Origin of the sequence: Actinomadura sp. NTSP31, from assembly GCF_041951385.1 — a bacterium.
In the GTDB taxonomy this organism is placed as follows: domain Bacteria; phylum Actinomycetota; class Actinomycetes; order Streptosporangiales; family Streptosporangiaceae; genus Spirillospora; species Spirillospora napierensis.
In genome coordinates, this window is sequence record NZ_JBGNUT010000001.1 from 610,112 (window position 1) to 632,929 (window position 22,818).

Here is a 22,818-nt window from a genome sequence, read left to right on the forward strand (position 1 = left end):
CGCCGGTCAGGCGTCGCCGTCCAGGAGGAGGGCGCGGCGGGTGGCGACGGCGGGCAGGCGCGGGTCGTCCTGCGGCAGCACGTCGCCGAGCCGCTCCAGCGCCTCCAGGTCGGTGCGGCCCTGCTCGGTCTGGGCGTAGGTCCACAGCGCCTCGGCGCCGCCCCGGTCGAGCGCGGACCGGCGGATCCGCACCGCCAGCTCGTCGCGTTCGGCGCGCACCGCGGGCGCGTCCGAGCGGGGCAGCAGCTCGCCGTCGTAGAGCCGGACGGCGGCGGCGACGTCGCCCTCGTCCAGCAGCCGCCGGACGGTGAGGAAGTCGGCGTCGATCGCGCAGTCCAGCCGGTACGGCTTGGCGCGCACGAGGCCGCCGAGCTGGGCGCGCAGCCGGTGGATCTCGGCGCGGACGGTCACCGGGCTGCCCTCGTCGCCGTACAGGTGCCACGACAGCCGGTCGCCGCTGAGCCCCTCGGGGTGCAGCGCGAGCAGCGCGAGGATCTCCGCGTGCCGCAGCGTCAGCGGCAGGTGGACGCCGTCGAGCCGCGCTGACGGCTGGTCGGTGCCGAGCAGCGACAGGGTGAGCAGCGACCGCCCGTCCGCGCCGGGCCGGGCGGCGCCGGCGGCGGCGGGCGCCGTCCCGGGCGCGGCGCCCGGGTACGGGCGCAGCAGGTAGACCTCACCGAGCGGTTCGGCGACCGCGGCGCGCCCGTCGGGCAGCGTGACGGCGCCGCCCTCGGACGGGACGGCCAGCCGCCGGCCCCGCCAGTCCTCGCGGCCGGCGGCCAGGATCCGGCCGGTCGCGGTGAGCAGCACCCCGGCGCCGCGCAGGTGCCGCAGGAACCGCTCGCGCAGCCGCTCGTCCCGCCGCCGCATGTCGACCTCCAGCCGGGACTCGGCGAGCCGGGCGGCGGCGGCGACCAGCGCGACGGTCGCCGGGTGCAGCTTCTCGACGGTGGCGCTGACGTCGATGCAGCCGATGACCCGGCCGGTGTCGGGGTCGGTGATCGGGGCGCCGGCGCAGGACCAGCGGTGCAGCACGTGCGCGACGTGCTCGGTGGCGTAGACGTACTCGGCGCGGCCGGTGGCGAGGGCGGTGCCGATGCCGTTGGTGCCGACGGCCCCCTCCGCCCAGCAGAAGCCCTCCATCAGCCCGATCCGCTCGGCCTCCCGCCGGACGGCGGGCGGCCCCTGCGTCCACAGCGCGTGCCCCGCCTCGTCGGTGATCACCATCAGGTGCTCGGTCTCGTCGGCGACGCCGCGCAGCAGCTCGCGCAGCAGCGGCAGGTGCGGGTCGAGCGGATGGGCGCCGCGGGCGTCGGCGACGGTGTCGCGGTCGAACACCAGCGGAGCCGCCGCGACGGCGGCGTCCACGCCGGCGTCGCGCGAGCGCCTCCAGGACTCGGCGATCGGCGGGCGCGCGGCGACCGCCTGGTTCTGCACCACCATCAGCGCCTTTCCCCTGGAGGACAACGTCGACGGGTTTGAGGATCGGCCCATCGGGCGGCCCTCGCAACCGGTTCGCGCGAACCGGGGCGACGCTCTTTCCGCACGGTGTGTGATCAGACGGTCGCAACGTGCATGCAACGTCGGGGCGCCTAACGTTCCGAGCGCTGGGAGCCAGGGCCATCCTGTGGGCCCCGCCGTCCCGAGCGCGTCCGGGGGGAATGCGCACGGGACGGCAGGGGCCGGGCCCGCGCGCGCGGCTCCCGCGCATGAGGGGGGAATGGAGACCAATGCTCTGCCTGACGTGTCACCGCGTCCGCCCGGCGCTCGACCGGGCGGACTACACCGCCGACCGCGCCCTGCTCATCGTCCGCCGCGGGCTGTGCGCGTGCGGTGCCCCGCCGGCGCGCGCGGGCCGCCGCCGCCGGCCGGCGAACGCGCCCGGCACCGCGCCCGGCGGGCCGGCCGGCGCTCCACCGGGGAACCCGCCCGTTAAACCACCCGGTACCGGCCCGGATCCGGCCGACGACCCGGAAAGTTCACCACCCGTTTCCCGCCGGTTCGCCTAGAGTTTAAGGAGAATCCATTCGACGCCCCTTGGGGGGAGCCATGACCGTGATCCCGGGTCTCGTCCGCCGCGCCGCCACCGAGGCGGAGCACCGGTTGCGCGCCGGTGCGGGTCTGCTCGTCAGACTGGGCCGGGACCTGGAACGGTCGGCGGAACTGGAACGGTTCCTGCCCTCCTACGGGGAGCGGGTGCGCAGGCTGGAGGATACCGTCCAGGCGCAGGAGACGGCGCTGCGCACCCGCGACGAGGAGCTGACCGGGCTGCGCGCCGAGCTGGACTCGCTGGTCGCGCAGCTCAACGACCGGCTGCTGCCGCGCATCGACGAGCGGATGGACGACACCGAGCGCGACCTCGCCGCCGTCGCCACCAGCCTGATCCGCACCGGCCGCGACACCGCCGGGCACCGCACCCGGCTGGAGGCGGTGGAGCGGCGGATCGGCGACCTGCGCACCAAGCTCGCGCAGCTGGAGCAGCGGGCGGGCCTGTGGCGCGACCTGCAGGCGACGATGGCGCGGCTCGGCGAGGACGTCGACGCGCTGCGCGCCCGGACGGCGCTGCGCGCGGCCGAACCGGCCGCCGCCGAGCCCGCGCCCGTCACGCCCGTCACGCCGGTCGCCCCGGTGGTGACCGACCGCGTCACCGACCGTCCCGCCTGACCCGGGTCGGCGGCGGGCCGGTCGGCCGCGTTCCCGGCGTTCGGGACAATGGGGGGCATGACCTTCGCCATTCCCGACCCCAAGCGCGGTTTCGCCAGCGACAACCAGGCCAGTGTCCATCCCGAAGTTCTCGCGGCGCTCGCCGCGGTGAACGAGGGCCACCAGCCCGCCTACGGAGACGACGCCGTGACGGCGCGGCTGCGCGAGGTGGTCCGGGGGCACTTCGGCGCGGCGGCGGAGGTGTTCCCGGTGTTCAACGGGACGGGCGCGAACGTGGTGTCGCTGCAGGCGATGTCGCAGCCCTGGAGCGCGGTCGTGTGCCCGGAGTCGGCGCACATCAACACCGACGAGTGTGGCGCTGCGGAGAAGATCGCCGGGCTGAAGCTGGTCACGGTGCCCGCGCCGGACGGGAAGCTGACGCCCGGCCTGGTCGAGCGGTACGCGACCGGGTTCGGCAACATCCAGCGCCGCCAGCCGTCCGCGGTGTCGATCACGCAGAGCACCGAGCTCGGCACCGTCTACACGCCGGAGGAGGTCGCGGCGGTGGCCGCCGCGGCGCACGAGCGGGGCCTCGGCGTGCACATGGACGGCGCCCGGATCGCCAACGCCGCCGCCGCGCTCGGCGTGCCGATGCGCGCGTTCAGCACCGACGCGGGCGTGGACGTGCTGTCGTTCGGCGGCACCAAGAACGGGCTGCTGCTGGGCGAGGCGATCGTCGTGCTGAACCCGGACGCGGTCCAGGGGCTGAGCTTCCTGCGCAAGTCGAGCATGCAACTGGCGTCGAAGATGCGGTACGTGTCCGCCCAGCTCGTCGCGCTGCTGGACGGGGACCTGTGGCTGCGCAACGCCGCGCACGCGAACGCGATGGCGCGCCGGCTCGCGGACGCGGCGGGCGCGCTGCCCGGCGTGGAGGTCACCCAGGACGTGCAGGCGAACACGGTGTTCGCGATCGTCCCGAAGGACGCGGCGGAGCGGCTGCGCAAGCGGTTCGCGTTCTACACCTGGGACGAGCGGACGGGCGAGGTCCGCTGGGTGTGCTCGTTCGACACCACCGAGGACGACGTGGACGCGTTCGCTTCGGCCCTCGCCGAGGAGCTGTCCGGCTGACCTGCGGGGCGTCCCGGCGGGCGGGCCGGGGCGTCCCGATCATCGGGAGGCGGGCCGACACCGCCCCGCGCTTCGGCGTTATCGTGGACCCGAACTGGATTCGGTATCAGGAGGCGGGCCCGAAGATGACCAACCGCACCTTCGTCGTGGGCGTGGGCATGACCAAGTTCGAGAAGCCGGGCTCCCGCGACTGGGACTACCCCGACATGGCCAAGGAGGCCGTCGGCAACGCCCTCCAGGACGCCGGCGTCCCCTACGACACGATCGAGATGGCCTACGCCGGCTCGATGTACGGGTCGATGGGCCAGCGCGCCCTCTACGAGACGGGCATGACCGGCATCCCGGTGATGACCGTCATGAACGCCTGCGCCACCGGGTCCAGCGCCCTGTTCCTCGCCCGCCAGGCCGTCCGCGGCGGGCTCGCCGACTGCGCGCTCGCGCTCGGCATGGAGAAGATGAAGAAGGGCTCGCTCGGCGCGGGCGTCGGCGAGTCCAAGGTCACCATCATCGACCACCACCTGCGCTCGATGACCGCCGGCCGCGAGTGGGAGCTGGACAAGGCGCCGATGCCGCAGATGTTCGGCAACGCCGGCCGCGAGCACATGGAGAAGTACGGCTCCACCCCCGAGCACTACGCCTGGATCGGCTGGAAGAACCACAAGCACTCGGTGAACAACCCCTACGCGCAGTTCCAGACCGAGTACTCCCTCGACGACGTCAAGAACGCCCCGATGATCTTCGACCCGCTGACCAAGCTGCAGTGCTCCCCCACCTCCGACGGCGCCGCCGCCGCGCTCGTGGTGAGCGAGCGGTTCGTCGACGAGCACGGCCTGTGGGAACAGGCGGTCGAGATCGCCGGCCACCACATCGCCACCGACACCCCCGAGAGCTTCGCCGACAACTCCTCCATCCAGGTCGTCGGCTTCGGCGTCTCGCAGCGCGCCGCGAAGAAGGCGATGGACGAGGCGCAGGTGTCCATCGAGGACGTCGACGTCATCGAGCTGCACGACTGCTTCAGCGCCAACGAGCTGATCACCTACGAGGCGCTCGGGATGGCCGGGGTCGGCGAGGGCCACAAGCTCGTCGACGACAAGGCCACCACCTACGGCGGCAAGTGGGTCGTCAACCCCTCCGGCGGCCTGATCTCCAAGGGCCACCCGCTGGGCGCGACCGGCCTCGCCCAGTGCGCCGAGCTGACCTGGCAGCTGCGCGGCAAGGCCGGGAACCGGCAGGTCGACGGCGCCCGCGTCGCCCTCCAGCACAACATCGGCCTCGGCAGCGCCTGCGCCGTCGCCGTCTACAAGCCCGCCTCCGCCTGACGCGCGCTCGCTCGCGGCGAGTCGTCGTTATGGGGCACCGCCTCATAGCGACGACTCGCCGCAGCTCGATGCGTCACGCGTCCGGGGCTGTATGGACGCGCGTCCCGTCCACGTAGGTCAGGTGGACGCGGGTCTCGGCGATGGCGGCGGCGGGCCCGGCGAACGGGTCGCGGTCCAGGACGACCAGGTCGGCCCGGTTGCCGGGACGCAGGCAGCCGGTGTCGTCCAGATGGTTCACGTAGGCGGACCCGGCGGTGTAGGCGGCCAGGGCGGTGGACAGGTCGAGGGCCTGCTCCGGCAGGAACGGCTTGCCCTCGCCGCCGGGCAGGACGCGGTTGACCGCGACGTGGACGCCCTCGATCGGGTCGGCGCTGCTGACCGGCCAGTCGCTGCCGGCCGCGAGGGTCGTCCCGGCGCGCAGCAGGTCGCCGAACGGGTACTGCCAGGCGGCGCGCTCGGGGCCGAGGAACGGGATGGTCAGCTCGTCCATCTGCGGTTCGTGGGCGGCCCACAGCGGCTGCATGTTGGCGGTCGCGCCGAGCGCGCGGAACCGTCCGATGTCGTCGGGGTGGACGACCTGGAGGTGCGCCAGGTGCGGCCGGGTGTCGCGCCACCCGTTGGCGGCGCGGGCGGCCTCGACGGCGTCGAGCGCCTCCCGGACGGCCCGGTCGCCGAGGGAGTGGAAGTGGACCTGGAAGCCGTGCGCGTCCAGGGCGGTCACGTAACCGGGAAGCGCCTCCGGGTCGACGAAGCTGAGGCCGCTGTTGGCGGTGGCGCAGCCGCACGCGTCGAGGTAGGGCGCGGTCATCGCGGCGGTGAAGTTCTCCGCGACGCCGTCCTGCATGATCTTCACGCTGGTGCAGCGCAGCCGGCCGCGGGTGAGCCGTTCCCGCTTGTCGAGCAGGTCAGGGATCTGCTCCTCGCCTCGGGCCCGCGACCACCACAGCGCGCCGACCACGGTGGCGGTCAGCGACCCGTCGGCGGCGGCCGCCGCGTAGGCGTCGGACACGTCGGGGTACCCGTCGGAGCCGCAGACCAGGGCGTCCTGCCAGGCGGTGATGCCGAGGCCGTGCAGCATCTCCTGGGCCCGCAGCAGCCCGGCGATCCGGTCGTCGCGGGTGCGGGCCGGCATGAGCCGCCCGACGAGGATCATCGCGCCTTCCTGCAGCATGCCGGTGGGGCGTCCCGCGCCGTCGCGCTCGATGCGCCCGTCGGACGGGTCGGGGGTGTCCGCGGTGACCCCGGCCAGCTCCAGCGCCCGGCTGTTCACCCACGCGCCGTGGTGGTCGCGGTTGACCAGGTAGACGGGCCGGTCGGGGACGGCCGCGTCGAGCGCCTCGCGGGTGGGGGTGCCGCCCTCGAAGCTCTCCATCGACCAGCCGCCCCCGGTGATCCACTCCCGCTCGGGATGCGCGCCGGCGTAGGCGCGGACGCGCCGCAGGTACTCCTCCGGGTCGACGGTGCCGGTCAGGTCGCACTCGCCGAGTTCGATGCCGCCCATGACGGCGTGGACGTGCGCGTCCTGGAAGCCGGGCAGCAGGAGGCGGCCGCGCAGGTCGACGACCTCGGTGCCGGGCCCGGCGAGGTCCTTCACCTCGTCGTGGCCGACGGCGGTGATCCGCCCGCCGGTGACGGCGAGCGCGGTGCCGCGGCTGCGGGCCGGGTCCATGGTCAGGACCGGTCCGCCGGTGAACAGCAGGTCGGCGGGCAGGCGGGTCATGAGCGGGATCTCCTCTGCTGGAGCGCGGACGGGCGAGGCGCGGCGGGGACGGCGGGGCCCGCAGGAAGGCGGGGTCCACAGGAAGGCAGGGTCCACAGGAAGGCAGGGTCCATAGGAAACAGCGCGCACGCTTCTGCGGTCAATGGTGTTGTCATAAGGTGTCGGCCGTCCCGCCCGCGCCTCCAGGAGCCCCCATGGACCGCACGCCCCCGCAGCCCGAGCGCGTCATCGCGCGCAAGCGACGCCGCCGCCCCACCAGGTCGGGGGTCGTGCTCACCTACGAGCTGATCGTCGACACCGCGATCCGGCTGCTCAACCAGGGCGGCGACGACGCGCTGACCGTCCGGCGGCTCGGCACCGCGCTCGGCGCCGACCCGTCCTCGATCTACCGGTACTTCCGCGGCACCGACGACCTGGTGCTCGCCGTCGCCGACGAGCTGATCGGCCGCACCCTCGCCGGCACCCGGCGGGACGGCGGCTGGCGCGAGCGGCTGCGCCACACCGGCGAGCACCTGCACGCCACCTACGTGGCGCACCCGAAGGCCGCGCTGCTCGCCGCGTCCCGCGTCACCCGCCGGCCCAACGAGATCCGCGCCGTCGAGACCGGCCTCGGCATCTTCCGCGAGGCCGGGTTCCCGCCGGACCTCGCGGCCCGCCACTACCACCAGTTCGTCGACCTGACCCTCGGCTTCGCGGCCCTGGACGCCGCGGCGAACGCCCTGCCGCCCAAGGCCGCCGCCGCCGACCGCGCCGCATGGACGGCCACCTACGCCCGGCTGGACCCGCGCACCCACCCGCACATCAGCGCCTGCGCCGGCCCGCTCGCGAGGACCATGGTGACCAGCGCCTATCCCGGCGCGCTCGCCCTGTTCCTGGACGGCCTGGAAGCCCGCCTGGCCGAGGTCACGGCGCCCGGCAAAGGTCGATGAAGGTCGTGCACAGGTCCAGGCTGAAGGTGTCCACGCCCCTGCCCAGCAGCGTGCCCTCCGGTCCCGGGACGCGGATCAGCCCGCCTAGCCCGCGGAACAACCGGTCCAGCACGTCCATCAGCACGGGCAGGTCGCGGTCCTGCGACGCCACGACGCGCACCACGTTCGCCGTCCCGTCGGCCATGCGGCCGATGTTCGCGCCGTGGGCGCGGAACGTGCCGCCCACCCGGTCCGCCAGGTCCCCGGCGGCGTCGAGCAGCTGCGACACCTTGTCGGGCCGCTGGTAGACGACGGGTGCGAGCCGGTCGAAGTCGCCGGCCGCGCCCGTGATGGCCCCGCCCCGGCCGGCGAGCGTCCCCGACACCCCGGTGACGTCGCCGATCAGCCGCCGGATCTCCGGCTCCAGCGCGTGGACGGCGTCGGTGACCGCCGCGCCGTTGACGACCGTCCGGTGCAGCGCGGGCCCCTCGCCGTCCAGGCCGGCCGACAGCGTCCGCATGATCGTGGCGACGTCGGACGGGTCGATCGCGCGGGCGAGGTCGTAGGCGCGGTCGGTGATGCCGGTCAGCTCGCGCGGCTCCGACGTCCGAGTGATCTCGGCCCCGTCGGGCAGCGCGGGGCCGGCGCCGAGGTCCAGGCTCAGGTCCTTCGGCCCGAAGACCGAGACCGGCTCGATCGCCGCCCGCGTCGTCGCCGGGACGGCGACGCCGGCCTGCACCCGCAGCCCCACGGCGACCCGGCCGTCCCGCCGCAGCCGGACGGTCTCGACGCGCCCGACCGCGATCCCCCGCACCTTGACGTCCGACCTGCCGGGATCCAGGCCCTCCCCGGCGGTGGAGAACACGGCCGTGAACCGGTGCACCCGGCCGGGCGAGGGACTCCCGGCCACCACCATGGCCGCCACCGCGACCGCCAGCGCCGCGAACCCGGCCACCGCGTACAGGAACCGGCTGCGCGCGGACAGGTGCTCATCGCTCATGGCGGGGTCCCTTCGTGAGGCCGCCATTGCACCGGCGCGGGCCCCGGCCGGGCTATGCGCCCGGCGACGAAGCTTCGCCGGCGGACCTGTGGCCCGTCCCACAAAAGTACGCTCACGGAGTATTTGGACATGCGACAGGAATTGACTCTTGTCTCATCGCGAGTACGGTGGACGTAAGCGTTCACTGGCAGGAGGTGCGATGCCCGCCGCCCCAGCACCCGGCCCCACCGCCGGCACCGTCACGACCGCCCGCTCCGCTCCCCCGCGTCCCCGCGCCGCCGCCACCGCCCCGCTCGGCCCCGGCACCCTGCTCTGGCGGCACGCCGCCGACCTGCGCTCCCTGCTCCCCGGCGCCGCCGCGGGCCTGATGCAGCTCATGCACCCCGGCATCGGCGCCGGCGTCGGCGAGCACTCCGCCTTCTTCGACGCGCCCTTCGACCGCATCCACCGGTCCGTCCCGCAGATCTGGGCGACGATCCTCGCCCCGGACGCCGGCGCCCGCGCCCGCGCCATCCGCGACCTGCACCGCGGCATCGGCGGCACCGACGAGCGCGCCCGCCGCTACCACGCCCTCGAACCCGAGACGTTCTGGTGGGCGCACGCCACCTTCACCTGGGAGATCTTCAAGGCCGCCGAACTCTTCCACCCCGGCGCCCTCACCGCCGAGGACCACGAGCGCATGTACGCCGAGACCGTCACCTGGTACTCCCGCTACGGCGTCAGCATGCGCCCCGTCCCCGCCGACTACGCCGCCTTCCAGTCCGCGTTCTGGCACATCTGCACCGAACGCCTCGAACTCACCCCCGCCGCCGCGCGCGCCCTGGAGATCGCCAAGCACGGCTCCGACACCGTCACGCTGCTGCCGGTCGGCGGTCCCCGCCTCGACCGCGCCGGACGCATCGTCGCCGAACGCCCGCTGCGCCTGATCACCTTCGGCTGCCTGCCCGCCATCGTCCGCGACCGCTTCGACATCCCGTGGACCGCCCTCGACCAGGCGCGGTTCGCCGCGCTCGCCATGGCCAACCGGCAGGGCTACCGGATGGTCCCCACCGGCATCAACCACTGGGCCCTGCGCACGATGCTCCGCTACATCGGCGCCCAGACCCGCCCCGACCGCTACCGGCCCGCCCGCCTGAGGCGCGGCGATGGGCGTCCGGACCTGGCCGCTCAGCTCCTCGCAGGCGGCGAGGACGCGGTCCACGTCGTCGTCGGTGAGGCCGGCGTGCACGGACAGGCGCAGCAGCGTGCGGGCCGCCGGCACCACCGAGAACAGCGCGGCGCTGAAGATGTCCCGGCCGGCCAGCTCGTCGCGCAGCCGCACCGCGTCGGCCTCCGCGGGCGTCTCCAGCGCGATGATCTGCGTGTCGGCGTCGACCGCGCCGAACCCGAGCGCCGCCAGGCCGCCGCGCAGCCGGCCGCTGGCCGCGCGCACCCGCTCCCGCCGCCAGCCGTCCGCGCGGACGACCTCCAGCGCCGCCGCGAGCCCCGCGACCTCGTGCGGCGGCAGCGGCGCACCGGCCGCCGCACCGGCCGTCGCCGCGGCGGTCGCTCCGGCGAACGCGGGATGGTCCCCGGCGATCAGGCCGGCGGGGGCGCAGAACGCCTTGCCGAGCCCGGCGGTACGGAAGGCCACCCTGCCGGCCAGCCCCAGCTCGCCCACCAGCCCCTCGCCCCGCAGGCCCCGTACCCCGATCGCGTGCGACTCGTCGACCACCAGCAGGCAGCCGTGCTCCTCGGCGACCTCGACCAGGCCGGTCAGCGGGCACACCGACCCGTCCGTGCCGTAGACGGCGTCGGCGCAGATCACACCGGGACCGCCCGCCCCGACCCGCCGCCGCAGGTCCTCCAGGTCGTTGTGGCGGAAGCAGACGGTCTCGGCGCCCGCCGCCCGCGCCCCCTCCCACAGCCACAGGTGCGCCAGTTCGTCCAGGTAGACCGGCGTACCGGGACCGGCGGCCAGCTGCAGCACGCCGATGCCCGCGTCCCGTCCGGACGGGCACAGCACACCGTCGCGCGCGCCCAGATGACGCGCGAACTCGGCGCCCAGCCTCACCTGCGGATGGTCGGCGGGGAGGCCGGCGCCCTCGGGGCAGCGCTCCCGCACCGCGCGCAGCCCGCCGACCATCGCCTCGGTGACCCGGGGATGCTCGCCGATGGCCAGATAGTCGCCGCAGGTCAGCACGATGGTCCGCGTGCCCGGCACGGCCCGGCCGGGCGCCGCGGGCCGGCGCGCCCGTCGTCCGCCCGCGGCACCGCGCAGATGCCTGATGCGATCGCCCAGCCGCTGATGGGCGCTGGTCATGGTCGTCACTCTCCCCGGTCGCGGGACGGCCACACTGAGTAGTGCTCCCTAATCATAGGGTGAAAAGAATCTATGGGGTGGACCAATCACGGGCCACGTGACAAGAAAACCAGCGAGCGGAACAGATCGTTCCGTTCTCGTCCTCGTGAACGAGATCATCGTCTCCGGCCAGCCCGTCCTCGACACCTCTGCCGCCGCCCTCGACGTCGCGGGGCCGGTCCACCCGCCGCGCAACGTCCGGCGGCCATTCCCCTGCAGGGCGGACGGTCGTCGCACGCTCGTCAACCGGATGGTCCACAACGGACCGTGTGGACACGATCGCCGCCGGCGCCGAACACCCTGCCTCCGCCGAGGCGCTCGGCCGTCCCGCCGCGCGCCCGGCCTTCGTCCGCTGGACGGCCCTCGCCGCCCTGCTCGCCGCGGGTGCCATCGCCGCGCCGACGCTCCTGCACTCGGCGCCCCTGCGCGCGGCGCTCGCCGCCATCGGCGACATGCGCTGGGCCTTCCTGCCGCTCCTGCTGGTCCCCGCGGTGCTGCACTACCTCTTCGCGGCGATCGCGCTGCGCGGCGCCTCCGGCCACGCCCTCCCGCTGCGCGAGACGACGCTCGCCCAGTTCACCGCGGCCGCCGCCAACCGCGTTACGCCGGGCGGGCTCGGCGCCGCCGCCGTCAACACCCGGTACCTCGTATGCCGGGGCCTGCCCCTGGCCCGGGCGGCCGTCGCCGTCGCCGTGCAGCAGGCCGCGCGGCCGGTGGGCGGCCTGGCGCTGATGGCGGCCGTCCTCATCTCCGGCGGCGCGGACGGCCGGATGGCGGAGACGGTCGCCGACCACGCGGCGCGGGCCGCGGACCGGGCGGCGGGACTCGTCCCGGCCCTCCCACCCGTCCCGCTGCTCGCGGTCATCGGCGTCCTGCTCGCCGCGGCGGCCCCGTGGGCGCGCAGGGCCCTGCGTTCGGCCTCGGCGGGACGGGCCGCTCTGGCGCAGGCCGCCGCGGGGTTCGCCGAGCTGCGACGGCGCCCCCGCGACGTCGCGGTCACGCTCGCCGCGTCGGCCGCGGGCACGCTCGTCCTCGGCGCCGCGTTCACGCTGAGCGTGCTCGCCGTCCCTGGGACGGGCGCGCGCCCGGCCGACGCCCCCGCGCTGCTCGCCGCCTACCTGGCCGGCGCCACCGCGGGGGCGGCGGTCCCGGTACCGGGCGGCATCGGCTCCACCGAGGCCGCACTGGTGGCGGCGCTGGCCGCCGGCGGCATCGCGCCCGGTCCGGCGCTGCACGCCGTCCTGGTGTTCCGGGCGGTCACGTTCTGGGCGCCCGTCCCGGTCGGTGTGCTGGCCTGTCGGATGCTGCGCCGGTGACGGCCTTTACGTTGTAGATCATTAAAGGCGGAACACGGCACGGGCGTTGCCCGACAGGAACGCCTCCCGCGCCGCCGCGTCCAGCCCCAGCTCGTCCAGTCCCTTCAGCGCCCGCTCCGGCGCGATCATCGGGAAGTTCGTGCCGAACATGACCTTGTGGTGCCGGTCCTGCACCATGTACCGGACGAGCTCCGGCGGGTACCTGCGGACCGTGTACGCCGACGTGTCGACGTACACGTTCGGGTGCTTGCGGCACACCGCGACCATCTCCTCCGTCCACGGGTACCCGATGTGGCCGCCTACGATGACCAGCTCGGGGAAGTCCAGCGCCACCTGGTCGACGTACGGGATCGGACGCCCCGTCTCACTCGGCCGCAGCGGCCCGGTGTGCCCGACCTGCGTGCAGAACGGGATCCCGAGCTCCACGCATTCGGCGAACAGCGGATAGAACCGCCGGTCCGTCGGCGGCAGCTCCCACAACCACGGCACCACCCGCAGGGCCTTGAAGCCCAGCTCGTTCACGCACCGCCGCAGCTCCCGCACCGCCTCCATCGGCTTGCGCAGGTCGACCGACGCCACCCCCGCCAGCCGGTCCGGCGCCTGCGCGACGAACGACGCGACCTCGTCGTTGCTCACGAGCGCGCCCTCCGGGCCGTACCAGGCGCTGATCAGCCCGACGTCGACCCCGCCGGCGTCCATGGCGCCGACCGTGACCGAGACCGGCACCTCCTCGTCCGGCGGCTTCTGCCCGGTCCACCGCCACAGCGAGTCCAGCATCTCGTGGCGCAGGAACCGGACCGTCCCGTGCTGCATCCACGCGTCGACGATCATCGCGTCTCCTCTCGACGACCCGATTATCGTGTGGAGCCCGCGCCGCCGCGCTGGTAGCCTCGCGCCCATGTCCAGCCCGGAGGCGAACAGACGCTGACCCCCGGCGCGCCCGGCCATGACGGCCGCCGCGCCGCGGTGCGGGCCGCCCTCGACGCGATCGCGTCTCCCCGAGGGCCTTTCCTTTCTCGCCGCCGCCGTCGATGACGGCCGTCCGCGGCACCGCCCCCACCGATTCAGCGCACCCCTGTTCGCCGTCTCGGGAGTTCTGCCTTGCCTCTCGCCGTCTACGTCCTCGGGCTCGCCGTGTTCGCCCAGGGCACCTCCGAGTTCATGCTGTCCGGCCTGCTGCCCGGCATCGCCGCCGGCCTGCACGTGTCCGTGCCCGCCGCCGGGCTGCTCACCTCCGCCTTCGCCATCGGCATGGCGGTGGGCGCGCCGGCCATGTCGCTGCTCGCCCGCGGCCGGCCGCGCCGCCGCGCGCTGCTGGCCTTCCTGTGCGCCTTCATCGCCGTCCACGTGATCGGCGCCGTCACCACCAGCTACGCCGTCCTGCTCGCCACCCGCGTCGCCGCCGCCCTCGCCAACGCCGGGTTCTGGGCCGTCGCGCTCGCCGCCGCCGTCGCGCTCGTCCCGCCGGACGCGCGGGCCCGCGCCACGTCCGTCGTGGTCGGCGGCGTCACCGTCGCCTGCGTCGCGGGCGTCCCCGCCGGCGCGCTGCTCGGCGAGCACCTCGGCTGGCGCTCGGCCTTCTGGGCGGTGGCGCTGGTGTCGCTGCCCGCGGTCGCCGCCATCGCCCGGACGATCCCGGACGACCGCTCCCCCGCCGCGGGCGCCGCGAGCGAACTGCGCGTCCTGGCGTCCCGGCCGCTCCTGCTCACGCTGGCCATGAACGCGCTGTTCCAGGGCGCGACGTTCTGCACCTTCACCTATCTCGCGCCGCTCGCGACGCACGTCACCGGCCTGCGCACCGCCTGGGTGCCCGCGCTGCTGGCGCTGTTCGGCCTCGGCTCCTTCACTGGGGTCACCCTCGGCGGCCGCATCGCCGACGCCCACCCGCGCACCCTGACCATCGCCGGGATGACCACGCTGGCGGCCGGCTGGACGGCCCTGGCGCTGACCGCCGGGTCCCCCGCCGCCGCGGTGCCGCTGGTGTTCGTCCAGGGCATGCTCGCGTTCGGCACCGGCCCCGCGCTGATCACCCGCGTCCTGCACCTGGCCGCGGACGCGCCGGCGCTCGCCGGCGGCCTCACCACCGCCGCGTTCAACGTCGGCGCGACGATCGGGCCGTGGCTCGGCGGCCTGGCGATCGGCGCAGGGCTCGGCTACCGCTCCCCCGCCTGGGTGAGCGCCCTGCTCATGGCGGGCGCCCTCACCACGGCGGCGTTCGCGCTGCGGGTCAGGTCTGCGCCTGCAGCGACGCCTTCGCCGACCCGGTGAGCGCGGGCAGGTAGCCCAGCCGGTGCCCCGTGGCGGTCGGGTGGTAGCTGGAGCCGATCGGGATCGTCACCGCGTGCAGCCAGTCGTCGCCGGAGCACAGCTCGTGCCCGGCGAACTCGTCGCGGACGTCCGACCAGGCGAACCCGGCCCGCCCGGCCGCCGCCTTCACGGTGCCGTCGAGCACGTCGGCGGCACCGTTCAGGGCCGTCCGCTTGGCGTTGCTCAGCCCGACGCACACGCTCACGATCTTGTAGAGGTGCGGGTAGCCCAGCACCACCACCCGCGCCTCCGGCGCCTTCGCCCGGACCTTGCCGTACAGGGAGTCGAGCCTTCCGGGCAGCGTGTTCTTCATGAAGCTCTCCGCCGACGCCACCGCACTCTGGCACGTCGACGCCGAGTGCAGCACGCACGTCTGCATCACGTCGCTGAACCCGGCGTCGTTCCCCCCGACGGTCATGCTGACCAGCGTCGTCGACGAGCTCAGCGCGCCGAGCTGCCCCGACGCCACGGTCGCGGTCGTCGCGCCCGAGCACGCGACGAACTTGAACGAACTCGTCGCGTGGGCCGCGGCCCACAGCTCCGCATAGGCGTTCTTACTGCGGTTGCACGACCCGCTCGCCGGGTCGTAGTCCCCGGCCCCCGTACCGGACGAGTACGAATCGCCGAGAGCGACGTAGTTCGTCCCGGCCGCCGAGGCGGCACCGGACCAGGTGATCATGCCGGCGGCGAAGGTCACCGCACCGAAAGCGGCCAGACAGGGGCGGAAGAGACGCATCTGCCCTCCGGGGGCGCCGTACCGAATTGTGTCCCCCACCACATACCCGCCCCACCATTCCCCCAAGCCCCGACCTGATCAACTTTCTTTCGTCACATTCCGCCATTGAAATGGCAGATAACAAGGCATCCACGCATACGCCACAAACCCGCCGACCACCCTGGCCACACCAACACCACCCGCCCCACTTCGGACGCATCGGCCCGACCGTATCCCCCGAACCAGAAAAGGCGAAACAGGAAACACACCCATTCCTCTTGCGAGCGGACCGCCGGGAACGCACTCTTGCCCCCGACGGGTCCCGCTGTTCGGATGGACGGCATGACGGTGCGCACGAACGACGGTCCGGCGGATTTCGGGAAAGAGCTTCGGAGAAGGCGGCTCGCGGCGGGCATGTCACTCGCCCGCCTCGCCGCCCGCGTGCATTACAGCAAGGGACACCTGAGCCTGGTCGAACGCGGCCTCCGGCCCCCGGCCCGGGACCTGGCACGGCTCTGCGACACCGAACTCCGCGCGGACGGCGCGCTCGCGACGCTCGCCGCCGATCCCTCAGTGTCGGTGCCTGAAGAGAGTGAAGACCGGGAGGCGGAGGTGTGGCTGATGCGGCTGTCGGCGAACGGCCCGAGCTGGTTCCAGCCCGTGAGCCGACGGCAAGCGGTGGCCGTAGGCGCCGCGTCCCTCGCGAGCCTCGGGATCGGTCACGCCGGACCGACAGCCGCCGACAACCCAGAGCTCCCTGACGTCTACCGGTCGATGCTCGCGCAGTACCGGCGGCTCGGTCAGGCGGTCGCCCCCGGCCTCGTGCTGCCCGTCCTCATCGCCCAGACCCACACGCTCCGCGAACTGGCGTCGCACGCCGGCCCGCTCGCCCGCCCCGACCTGCTGCAGCTCGCTTCCCGATATGCCGAATACATCGGCTGGCTCGTGCAGGAGACCGGCAACGACGAGGCCGCGCTCTGGTGGACCCGGTACGCGGTCGACCTCGCGGCCGCCGGCGGCGACCGGGAGCTCACCGCCTACGGGCTGGTCCGCCACGCGCTGGTCGCCCTCTACCGCAACGACGCCCGGAGCACGATCGACCTCGCGAGGCGGGCGCAGGTGGGACGGATCTCGCCGCGCGTCCTCGGGCTGGCCGCGCAGCGGGAAGCGCAGGGGCACGCCCTCGCCGGGGACCACGACGCCTGCATGCGCTGTATCGACCTGGCCCAGGACCTGCTCGCCACCGCGCCGCACGAGCAGGAAACGCCGGTCCTTGGCACCACAAATGTGGACGACCCGGCGGAAATGGGACGCGGTTGGTGCCTGTACGAGCTGGGTCGTCCGCAGGCGGCCGCTGAGATCCTGGACGCCCAACTCGCCCGCGTACCGCCCGATGCCGTCCGCGCCCGCACCCGGTTCGGCATGCGGCGAACGCTGGCCGTGGCGGCGTCCGGGGAGATCGACCGCGCCTGCGAGCAGACCCGCGAACTCCTCGGCGGAGCGGCCACCGTCGCCTCCGCCACCATCACCACGGACCTGCGCAAACTCGCGCGGACGCTGTCGCGCCATCCGACGAACCCGGCCGTGCGCAAGTTGGCGCCCGAACTCGGAACGGCCCTGCGGAACTCGAGCCCATGAAAGGGGACGGGACATGCACGAGGTGTTCATCAACTACCGCACCGGGGACGGCGACGAGGCCGCATTCGCGATCGAAAGGGAGTTGTCCGGCCGCTTCGGCTCCGAAGCGGTGTTCCGTGCGTCCAAATCCATCAGTGCGGGAGCGGATTTCAACAGGGAACTGCTCCGCGCTGCGCAGAACTGCACCGTCCTGCTGGCCGTAATCGGCCCGGACTGGCTCGGCGATCCGCGCCTCCGGGACGAGAACGACTGGGTACGGCGAGAGATTATGGAGGCGTACGCCAACGCGGCGATGGTCATCCCTGTCCTCAAGGGCAGACTGACAGACCGGCTCCGCAAGGACCTTCTACCGCCGGAGTTGGGCCGCCTCGCCGATGCCCAGTCGCTTCGTCTGGACGTCCGGGACGGCGAGTCCGGCCTTGCGCGCATCGCCCAGGTCGTCGCGAAGGCGGTCCCGGCCCTGAGGGAAGCCGCCTCCGCCGACGCGCCGGGGAAGGACTCGGTGCGCAATTCGTCCTCCGACGCGTCCGGAACCGTCGTCCAGGCACGCGACATCTCCGGTGCCGTCGGTAGCTCCGGCCCGGTGATACGGGATGTCCACGGCCCCGTCCATGCCGGCTCCGGTGATATGAACAACTATTCCCAGACCTTTTCCGGTGACGGCGCCACCTACATCCAGGGCGATCACCACGGTAACGTCGCCCACCGGTTCGGCGGAAAGACCGACGACGGAGCCGATCGATGACCACGCAAACCGGCCCGCAGATATCTCATGCTCACGGCCCGGTACAAGCGGGCGACGCCCCGCAGAACAATTACAACTACAACTACATGTTGCGGGATTCGAAAGGGAGGGAGCCCAGAAAGAAGGACATCGACGAACTCGAGTGGCTCTGGCAGCGTTTCGTCGAACCGTCCGGGCTCGGCACGGCACGGGACGTCCTGAAGCGGCACAGCACCGTCTTCCTCGAGGGTCTGCCGGGCAGCGGAAGGCTCGCCGCCGCGAAGATGCTCCTGTGGCAACTGGCGCAGCGTCCCGTCCACGAGATCGTGCTGCAGGACGAAGAGCGATCGAACTGCCTGGACCTCGATCACGTGGGCGAATCCGACTGCATCCTGCTCGACCTTTCCACTGCCGGCGAGAACGACTGGCGCAAGGTGCACGGCGAACTGTCCAGCCTGCGCAGCCGGACCCGCGACAGGAACGGTCATCTGGTCGTCGTCCTGCCGCCCAGGAACGCATCGACCCGCAAAGGGTGGGAACTCGGACCAGAACTGCTGCCGTTCTGCGTCGAACTCGGCGAGGTTCCACCGGACGCCGTGTTCCGGCGCTACCTCAAGCAGGACGGCGTGCCCTTCCCCACGCCGCTGCCCCCGCTGCCGCCGCTGACCGCGCGCCCGTCTCTTGAGAGAGTCGCCCGGTACGCGCACTTCGTCGTGGTGGAGCACAAGAAGGGAACAGGGGGCGGCAGCTTCACCGAGTGGTGCGAAGTCGCAGAACGCGCCCTGTCCGGTCATCGCGATGAGCTCGCCGGCCACATCGCCGAGCTGACGCGAGGAACACAACGAGCATTCCTGCTCGTGACCGCGTTGCTGCACGGCGCGCACGCTGAGACGGTGTACCAGGGCGCTACAGAATTCCTGCGAATCATGGAGCAACCACCGGAGGACGTTCCGCTCCTGGAGCATTCGCCTCTTCAGCAGCGGCTGGCCGACGTCCACGCGAGCCTCGACGACTCTGGCCACGTCCACTTCGAAGAAACCGGCTACGACGCGGCGGTCCGATCGTACATCTGGATGCACCTGCCTTTCCTCCAAGGACAAATCCGCGAATGGGTCGCCCGGACGGCCCAGGACACGGGCCTCTCCGACACCGAACGGACGGATCTGATCGGGCGTTTCACCACGCTGTGCCTCACCGACCGGCACTGCGGCCTTCTGCCGAAACTCGTGGAGAACTGGACGGAGAAACCGCCCTCCCGTCCGAGGATCGCGGCGGCGGCCCTCGTCCTCCAGGCCGGACTGCGCGACCGCGCGCACGGCCGCTTCTTCCGCCGGAGGATCTACGAATGGTCCAAGCGGCATGATGCGCCGCCGGCCCTGGCCGAGGTCGTCATGGTCGCGTGCCGGGACGAGATGGTGGTGAGCCATCCGGATGAAGCGATCGTGCGCCTGCACCACCTGGCCAGGCGCGAGCGGGGTACGCGCGCTCGCGACGCCCTGTCCGCCCTGGTTCGCGACGATCCTCGTCTCCTCCGCCGGATGCTCGACCGCGTCACGTTGCCGAGCACGGACGAACGGCGGCGGGTCTCCGACGCACCGATCTTCCTAGCACTCGCCGACCCGGCGCTCTTTGCGTCCCCAGGCGCGAGTGGGCGCCCGCTCCTCGACGAGGCGGCCGTCCAGGCTCGGCTGGCCGACGGCTGGGACCGCGCCATCGGCTCGCTACCCGAAGAAGCGTGGGCTCCGGCCGCACGCACCTGGCTGCGTCACGCCATGGAGGACGGGTGCCACCGGGATCTGCTGCTCGACCTGCTCATCACCGGATGCGCGCACCGTCCGCGCGTCCTCGCCCGGATGTACACGCTCGCGCGCGAGGCCGCAGCGCACGCGGACCTGGAGGATCTCGTGCTTCGCAAGATCAGGTCGGGTAGGAGGGCCGGTTCCCTATGAGCGAGTTCGACAAGGTGCGTCGCCTCGATACGGGTCGCGTTCCGCCGGTCTTCTTCCCGTTGCTGATCGGCGGGCTGCTGCTCGCCACGCTGATCCTGCTCGCGCCGGTCTTCGTCTGGGGACCGGTCATCGCAGTCGCGGCGCTCGCCGGGCTCACGCTCGTCCTGCGCAGGACGTTCCGCCGCGCGCCGCCGCGCGAGTTCACGTACGTGCCCGATGCTCCGCCGTCCACCGAGGTCGGCCGCATCACCGAGGTGCGTCTGCCGAGCAACCGCCCCGACTACTTCTTCGTCTTCTCCGCGAACGTGGTGTGGACGCGCTCGAACGGCATCGCCGAAGGTTCGGCGGTCAACCTGGACGCCATCGCGCGGAACGCGATCGTCCGGCGTGCGCGTGACATCGTCCGGCGCTGGGACCCCGAGCACGTCTCGCTGGTGGCGCATGAACTCGCCTGCGCGCTGGCGGAGATGCAGCCCGATGCCACCGGCCGCGTCCGGGCCGTGGCCCAGGCGGTCAAGCTTTCCGTGCCCGAGGACGACCGGAGACGGCTCGACGAACTCGCCACGGTGCGCAAGACGGAGGCCGTCTGGGAGCACGAACGCAAGCAGGAGCAGAGCCGGCGGCGCTACCTCGGCGAGGACGCCCTCAAGGACCAGGGCAGCGCCGTGGTGTGGTGGCTGGCCCGCAACGACGGGCAGCTGGACGGCACCGCCGAGCACATCGACGTCTTGAAAGAACTGGCCGACGTCGCGAACAACGTCCAACCGCCGCCCGAACCGGAGAGGTCCGCCGCCGACCACTTCGGCGCCATGCTGGACCGCCTGGGACTGTCCACCGATGATCCGCAACGCAACCTCGTCGCCCGCGAATTCGCCGACACCGTCGCGCACAACGGCCACCCCGACGTGGCCGACGAGATCAAGGCCCGCTTCGACCCGCCGCGCACGCCGGACGACGCCGACATGCCTGGCTCCGCACCGCGCCCGGAGCCCTGGCCACCCTCGGACAACGACCGCTGAGGAACCGGTCGGTCACCGGCGGCGGTGACGAAACCCCGGTGCTCGCACTCGGGACGCCGGTCGCCACGGAACGGTGGCGGCCGGCGCGTGGCCGCGCCTGCTCGACGCCGTGCGCGACCCCTGTTTCCTGCGCGGCGCGCCATTCCAGATCACCCCTGCGACCCCGTAAACGGGAGCCTCCGCTGAACCGTCTCACTGAACGGCGGCGGCCACTGCCGCCTCTTTTTCCACAGCTGAAGAAAGGCCGGGCCGCATGCCCCGAGAAGCCCGTCCCGACGTTGGTCGTCCATGACCGGCAGCAGGCCACTGACCTCGAGGGATCCGGAGCGTCTCGGCGAGCACCGCCTCCTCCGGCGGCTCGGCGAGGGCGGCCAGGGGGTCGTCTACCTCGCCGAGGATCCGTCGGGCCGGCAGGTCGCGCTGAAAGTCCTGCACGACCGCGGCGGCTCGCGCGACGGGTTCCTCAGGGAGATATCGGCGGCCCGCAAAGTGGCGCCTTTCTGCACCGCTGAGATCCTGCACGTCGGCGAGGACGGTGATCTGCCCTACGTCGTCACCGAATTCATCGACGGCCCTTCATTGCGCGAACTGGTGGAAGACACAGGCCCGCAGAGCGGTCCCGCGCTCTACCGCCTCGGAATCGGGACGGCGACGGCGCTCGCGGCCATCCATCAGGCGGGCATCGTGCACCGCGACTTCAAACCCGGCAACGTCCTGGTAGGTCCGGACGGCCCGCGCGTGATCGACTTCGGCGTCGCGCGCTCTGTCGACGCCACCGTCACCGCCGCGAGCACGGTCATCGGCACCCCGTCCTACATGGCCCCCGAGCAACTCGCCGGCGCGGCCGTCGGCCCGCCCGCGGACGTCTTCGCCTGGGGCGCGACGATCGCCTACGCCGCCAACGCCCGCCCGCCCTACGGCCAGGACACCATCCCCGCCGTGATGAACCGCATCGTCAAGGGGAAACCGGACCTCGGCGGCCTCACCGGTCCCCTCCGCGCTCTGGTCGCCGAGTCTCTGCACAAGGACCCGTCCCGCCGCCCCGAGAGCCGGGACCTCCTCCTCCGCCTCCTCGAACACTCCCAAGGCCCCGTCGCCGCTCCTGAAGCCCTCGCCCAAGGCCGCGCCCTCGCCATGGCCGACGACCGGACCCTTACCGACCGCACCGCCCGCTGGGCAACGGCGCAACGCCCCGCCCGCCCGCTCTTCCAGCGCCGCGTACTCCTGTCCGGAATCGCCGCCGCGACCGCCCTCCTGGTCCTCACCACCGCCCTCGCCATCCGCCATCGCACGTCCCCGCACCGCACTCACCCCATGGCCGCGCAAAGCGGACGCGGTACCCCTCTCCCCGCTGCGCGTGCGGCCGTCCCGACCACGGACCCCACCAGCCCGACGCAGATCGCCAGTGCCATCGAACGCGCGGTCGCTCAACGCAAAACCGCCGCCTTCACGGCCACGGGCGCTTTTCCAGAAGGGGAAGACGCCTTTGAGGCGCACGGACGACTTCACTACCGACAAGGAGACAGCACCAATTATGATCTCACGGTCCGGAACCCCCACATCACCGACGACTACGCGCAACGCCTGATCATCCTTGGCGACTGCGCTTACTACCGGGATGACCCGAAGCACTGCGCGCACATCACGGCCACGGCGACCGAACTCGACGACCCCCATCTGTGGATGGCCGGCGACGTCCGCTGGGTGAGTTCACCGTACAACCTGCAGGAATTGCTTAAGAATTCCACTTCTCTAAGAAGTGGAAGTGACGTCGGAACGGTCACTTATCGAGGCACCGCGTCCGGCACCGCCATGGCAGTCGGCGGTCCGGTGGCCGCCTTCTACAGATCTTTCGGCAACAAGGTCACAAAGATAACGTTCACACTCGTCATCACCCGCGACCACCTGCCGAAACGCCTCGACCTCGACCTCTGGACGACCGTCCAGCCCAACGTGATCTACCACTCGCTCTTCACCGCCGCCTACAGCGACTGGGGCAAGAGCGGAACCATCACAAGCGCCTACTGAGCAATGACAACAGACCACCAAGACACCGGGTACGTCTGCGCCTTCTGCGCAAACGATATCCTT

The 22,818-nt window shown here is 72.8% G+C and carries 16 protein-coding genes and 2 pseudogenes; 12 read left to right on the forward strand and 6 right to left on the reverse strand.

Annotated elements, in window-relative coordinates; genetic code table 11:
- Positions 1 to 6: 6 nt before the first annotated feature.
- A complete protein-coding gene (locus tag ACA514_RS02530; protein WP_375039314.1) occupies positions 7 to 1,443 on the reverse strand; it encodes a GAF domain-containing protein in 1,437 nt (478 codons plus the stop codon).
- Positions 1,444 to 2,049: 606 nt separating this feature from the next.
- On the opposite strand from ACA514_RS02530, the gene ACA514_RS02535 reads away from it, so the two are divergent.
- The 3 genes from ACA514_RS02535 to ACA514_RS02545 all read left to right on the forward strand — a co-directional run bounded on the left by ACA514_RS02535 (position 2,050) and on the right by ACA514_RS02545 (position 5,090).
- The gene (locus tag ACA514_RS02535; protein WP_375039315.1) at positions 2,050 to 2,664 is read left to right on the forward strand and encodes a hypothetical protein; all 615 of its coding nucleotides are present in this window, start codon (positions 2,050 to 2,052) and stop codon (positions 2,662 to 2,664) included.
- Between the two features lie 57 nt (positions 2,665 to 2,721).
- The gene (locus tag ACA514_RS02540) at positions 2,722 to 3,771 is read left to right on the forward strand and encodes a threonine aldolase family protein (RefSeq protein WP_375039316.1); all 1,050 of its coding nucleotides are present in this window, start codon (positions 2,722 to 2,724) and stop codon (positions 3,769 to 3,771) included.
- 125 nt (positions 3,772 to 3,896) lie between these two features.
- Positions 3,897 to 5,090, forward strand: a complete 1,194-nt coding sequence (locus tag ACA514_RS02545; protein WP_375039317.1) for a beta-ketoacyl synthase N-terminal-like domain-containing protein — start codon at positions 3,897 to 3,899, stop codon at positions 5,088 to 5,090.
- 73 nt (positions 5,091 to 5,163) lie between these two features.
- On the opposite strand, the gene ACA514_RS02550 is transcribed toward ACA514_RS02545, so the two are convergent.
- Complete coding sequence (locus tag ACA514_RS02550) at positions 5,164 to 6,810, reverse strand: amidohydrolase (protein WP_375039318.1); 1,647 nt, start codon at positions 6,808 to 6,810, stop codon at positions 5,164 to 5,166.
- Between the two features lie 194 nt (positions 6,811 to 7,004).
- On the opposite strand from ACA514_RS02550, the gene ACA514_RS02555 reads away from it, so the two are divergent.
- Positions 7,005 to 7,739, forward strand: a complete 735-nt coding sequence (locus ACA514_RS02555; protein WP_375039319.1) for a TetR/AcrR family transcriptional regulator — start codon at positions 7,005 to 7,007, stop codon at positions 7,737 to 7,739.
- On the opposite strand, the gene ACA514_RS02560 is transcribed toward ACA514_RS02555, so the two are convergent.
- Positions 7,714 to 8,718 carry an MlaD family protein gene (locus ACA514_RS02560; RefSeq protein ID WP_375039320.1) on the reverse strand — a complete coding sequence of 335 codons (1,005 nt, stop codon included), beginning with the start codon at positions 8,716 to 8,718 and terminating at the stop codon, positions 7,714 to 7,716. The two genes, ACA514_RS02555 and ACA514_RS02560, sit on opposite strands and share 26 nt — an antisense overlap.
- Before the next feature lie 199 nt (positions 8,719 to 8,917).
- Between ACA514_RS02560 and ACA514_RS02565 the strand changes: the two are divergent.
- Positions 8,918 to 9,727: pseudogene (locus ACA514_RS02565) on the forward strand (oxygenase MpaB family protein); the annotation flags it as partial.
- 234 nt (positions 9,728 to 9,961) lie between these two features.
- Here ACA514_RS02565 and ACA514_RS02570 read toward each other — a convergent pair.
- Positions 9,962 to 11,020: pseudogene (locus ACA514_RS02570) on the reverse strand (aminotransferase class I/II-fold pyridoxal phosphate-dependent enzyme); the annotation flags it as partial.
- 308 nt (positions 11,021 to 11,328) lie between these two features.
- Between ACA514_RS02570 and ACA514_RS02575 the strand changes: the two are divergent.
- Positions 11,329 to 12,375: a lysylphosphatidylglycerol synthase domain-containing protein gene (locus ACA514_RS02575; RefSeq protein ID WP_375039321.1), complete on the forward strand. Its 1,047-nt coding sequence runs from the start codon at positions 11,329 to 11,331 to the stop codon at positions 12,373 to 12,375.
- A 21-nt stretch (positions 12,376 to 12,396) separates the two neighbouring features.
- Here the strand turns inward: ACA514_RS02575 and ACA514_RS02580 are convergent, their stop codons facing one another.
- Complete coding sequence (locus tag ACA514_RS02580; protein WP_375039322.1) at positions 12,397 to 13,206, reverse strand: amidohydrolase family protein; 810 nt, start codon at positions 13,204 to 13,206, stop codon at positions 12,397 to 12,399.
- Positions 13,207 to 13,476: 270 nt separating this feature from the next.
- Between ACA514_RS02580 and ACA514_RS02585 the strand changes: the two genes are divergently transcribed.
- Positions 13,477 to 14,643, forward strand: coding sequence for a Cmx/CmrA family chloramphenicol efflux MFS transporter (locus ACA514_RS02585; protein WP_375039323.1), 1,167 nt, complete (start codon positions 13,477 to 13,479; stop codon positions 14,641 to 14,643).
- Here the strand turns inward: ACA514_RS02585 and ACA514_RS02590 are convergent.
- Positions 14,603 to 15,418 (reverse strand): SGNH/GDSL hydrolase family protein, encoded by an 816-nt coding sequence (locus ACA514_RS02590; protein WP_375039324.1) that lies wholly within the window; start codon positions 15,416 to 15,418, stop codon positions 14,603 to 14,605. The genes ACA514_RS02585 and ACA514_RS02590 overlap by 41 nt on opposite strands.
- A 321-nt stretch (positions 15,419 to 15,739) precedes the next feature.
- Here ACA514_RS02590 and ACA514_RS02595 point away from each other — a divergent pair, with 321 nt between their 5' ends.
- The 5 genes from ACA514_RS02595 to ACA514_RS02615 all read left to right on the forward strand — a co-directional run bounded on the left by ACA514_RS02595 (position 15,740) and on the right by ACA514_RS02615 (position 22,755).
- On the forward strand, positions 15,740 to 17,035 hold the full coding sequence (locus tag ACA514_RS02595; protein WP_375039325.1) for a helix-turn-helix domain-containing protein: 1,296 nt from the start codon (positions 15,740 to 15,742) through the stop codon (positions 17,033 to 17,035).
- Between the two features lie 13 nt (positions 17,036 to 17,048).
- Entirely contained in the window at positions 17,049 to 17,780 is a 732-nt protein-coding gene (locus tag ACA514_RS02600; protein WP_375039326.1) for a toll/interleukin-1 receptor domain-containing protein, read from the forward strand.
- Entirely contained in the window at positions 17,777 to 19,708 is a 1,932-nt protein-coding gene (locus ACA514_RS02605; RefSeq protein WP_375039327.1) for a hypothetical protein, read from the forward strand. Before ACA514_RS02600 ends, ACA514_RS02605 begins: the two co-directional genes overlap by 4 nt.
- The gene (locus tag ACA514_RS02610) at positions 19,705 to 20,727 is read left to right on the forward strand and encodes a hypothetical protein (RefSeq protein WP_375039328.1); all 1,023 of its coding nucleotides are present in this window, start codon (positions 19,705 to 19,707) and stop codon (positions 20,725 to 20,727) included. Before ACA514_RS02605 ends, ACA514_RS02610 begins: the two co-directional genes overlap by 4 nt.
- A gap of 288 nt (positions 20,728 to 21,015) precedes the next feature.
- On the forward strand, positions 21,016 to 22,755 hold the full coding sequence (locus ACA514_RS02615; RefSeq protein WP_375039329.1) for a serine/threonine protein kinase: 1,740 nt from the start codon (positions 21,016 to 21,018) through the stop codon (positions 22,753 to 22,755).
- Positions 22,756 to 22,818: the final 63 nt, after the last annotated feature.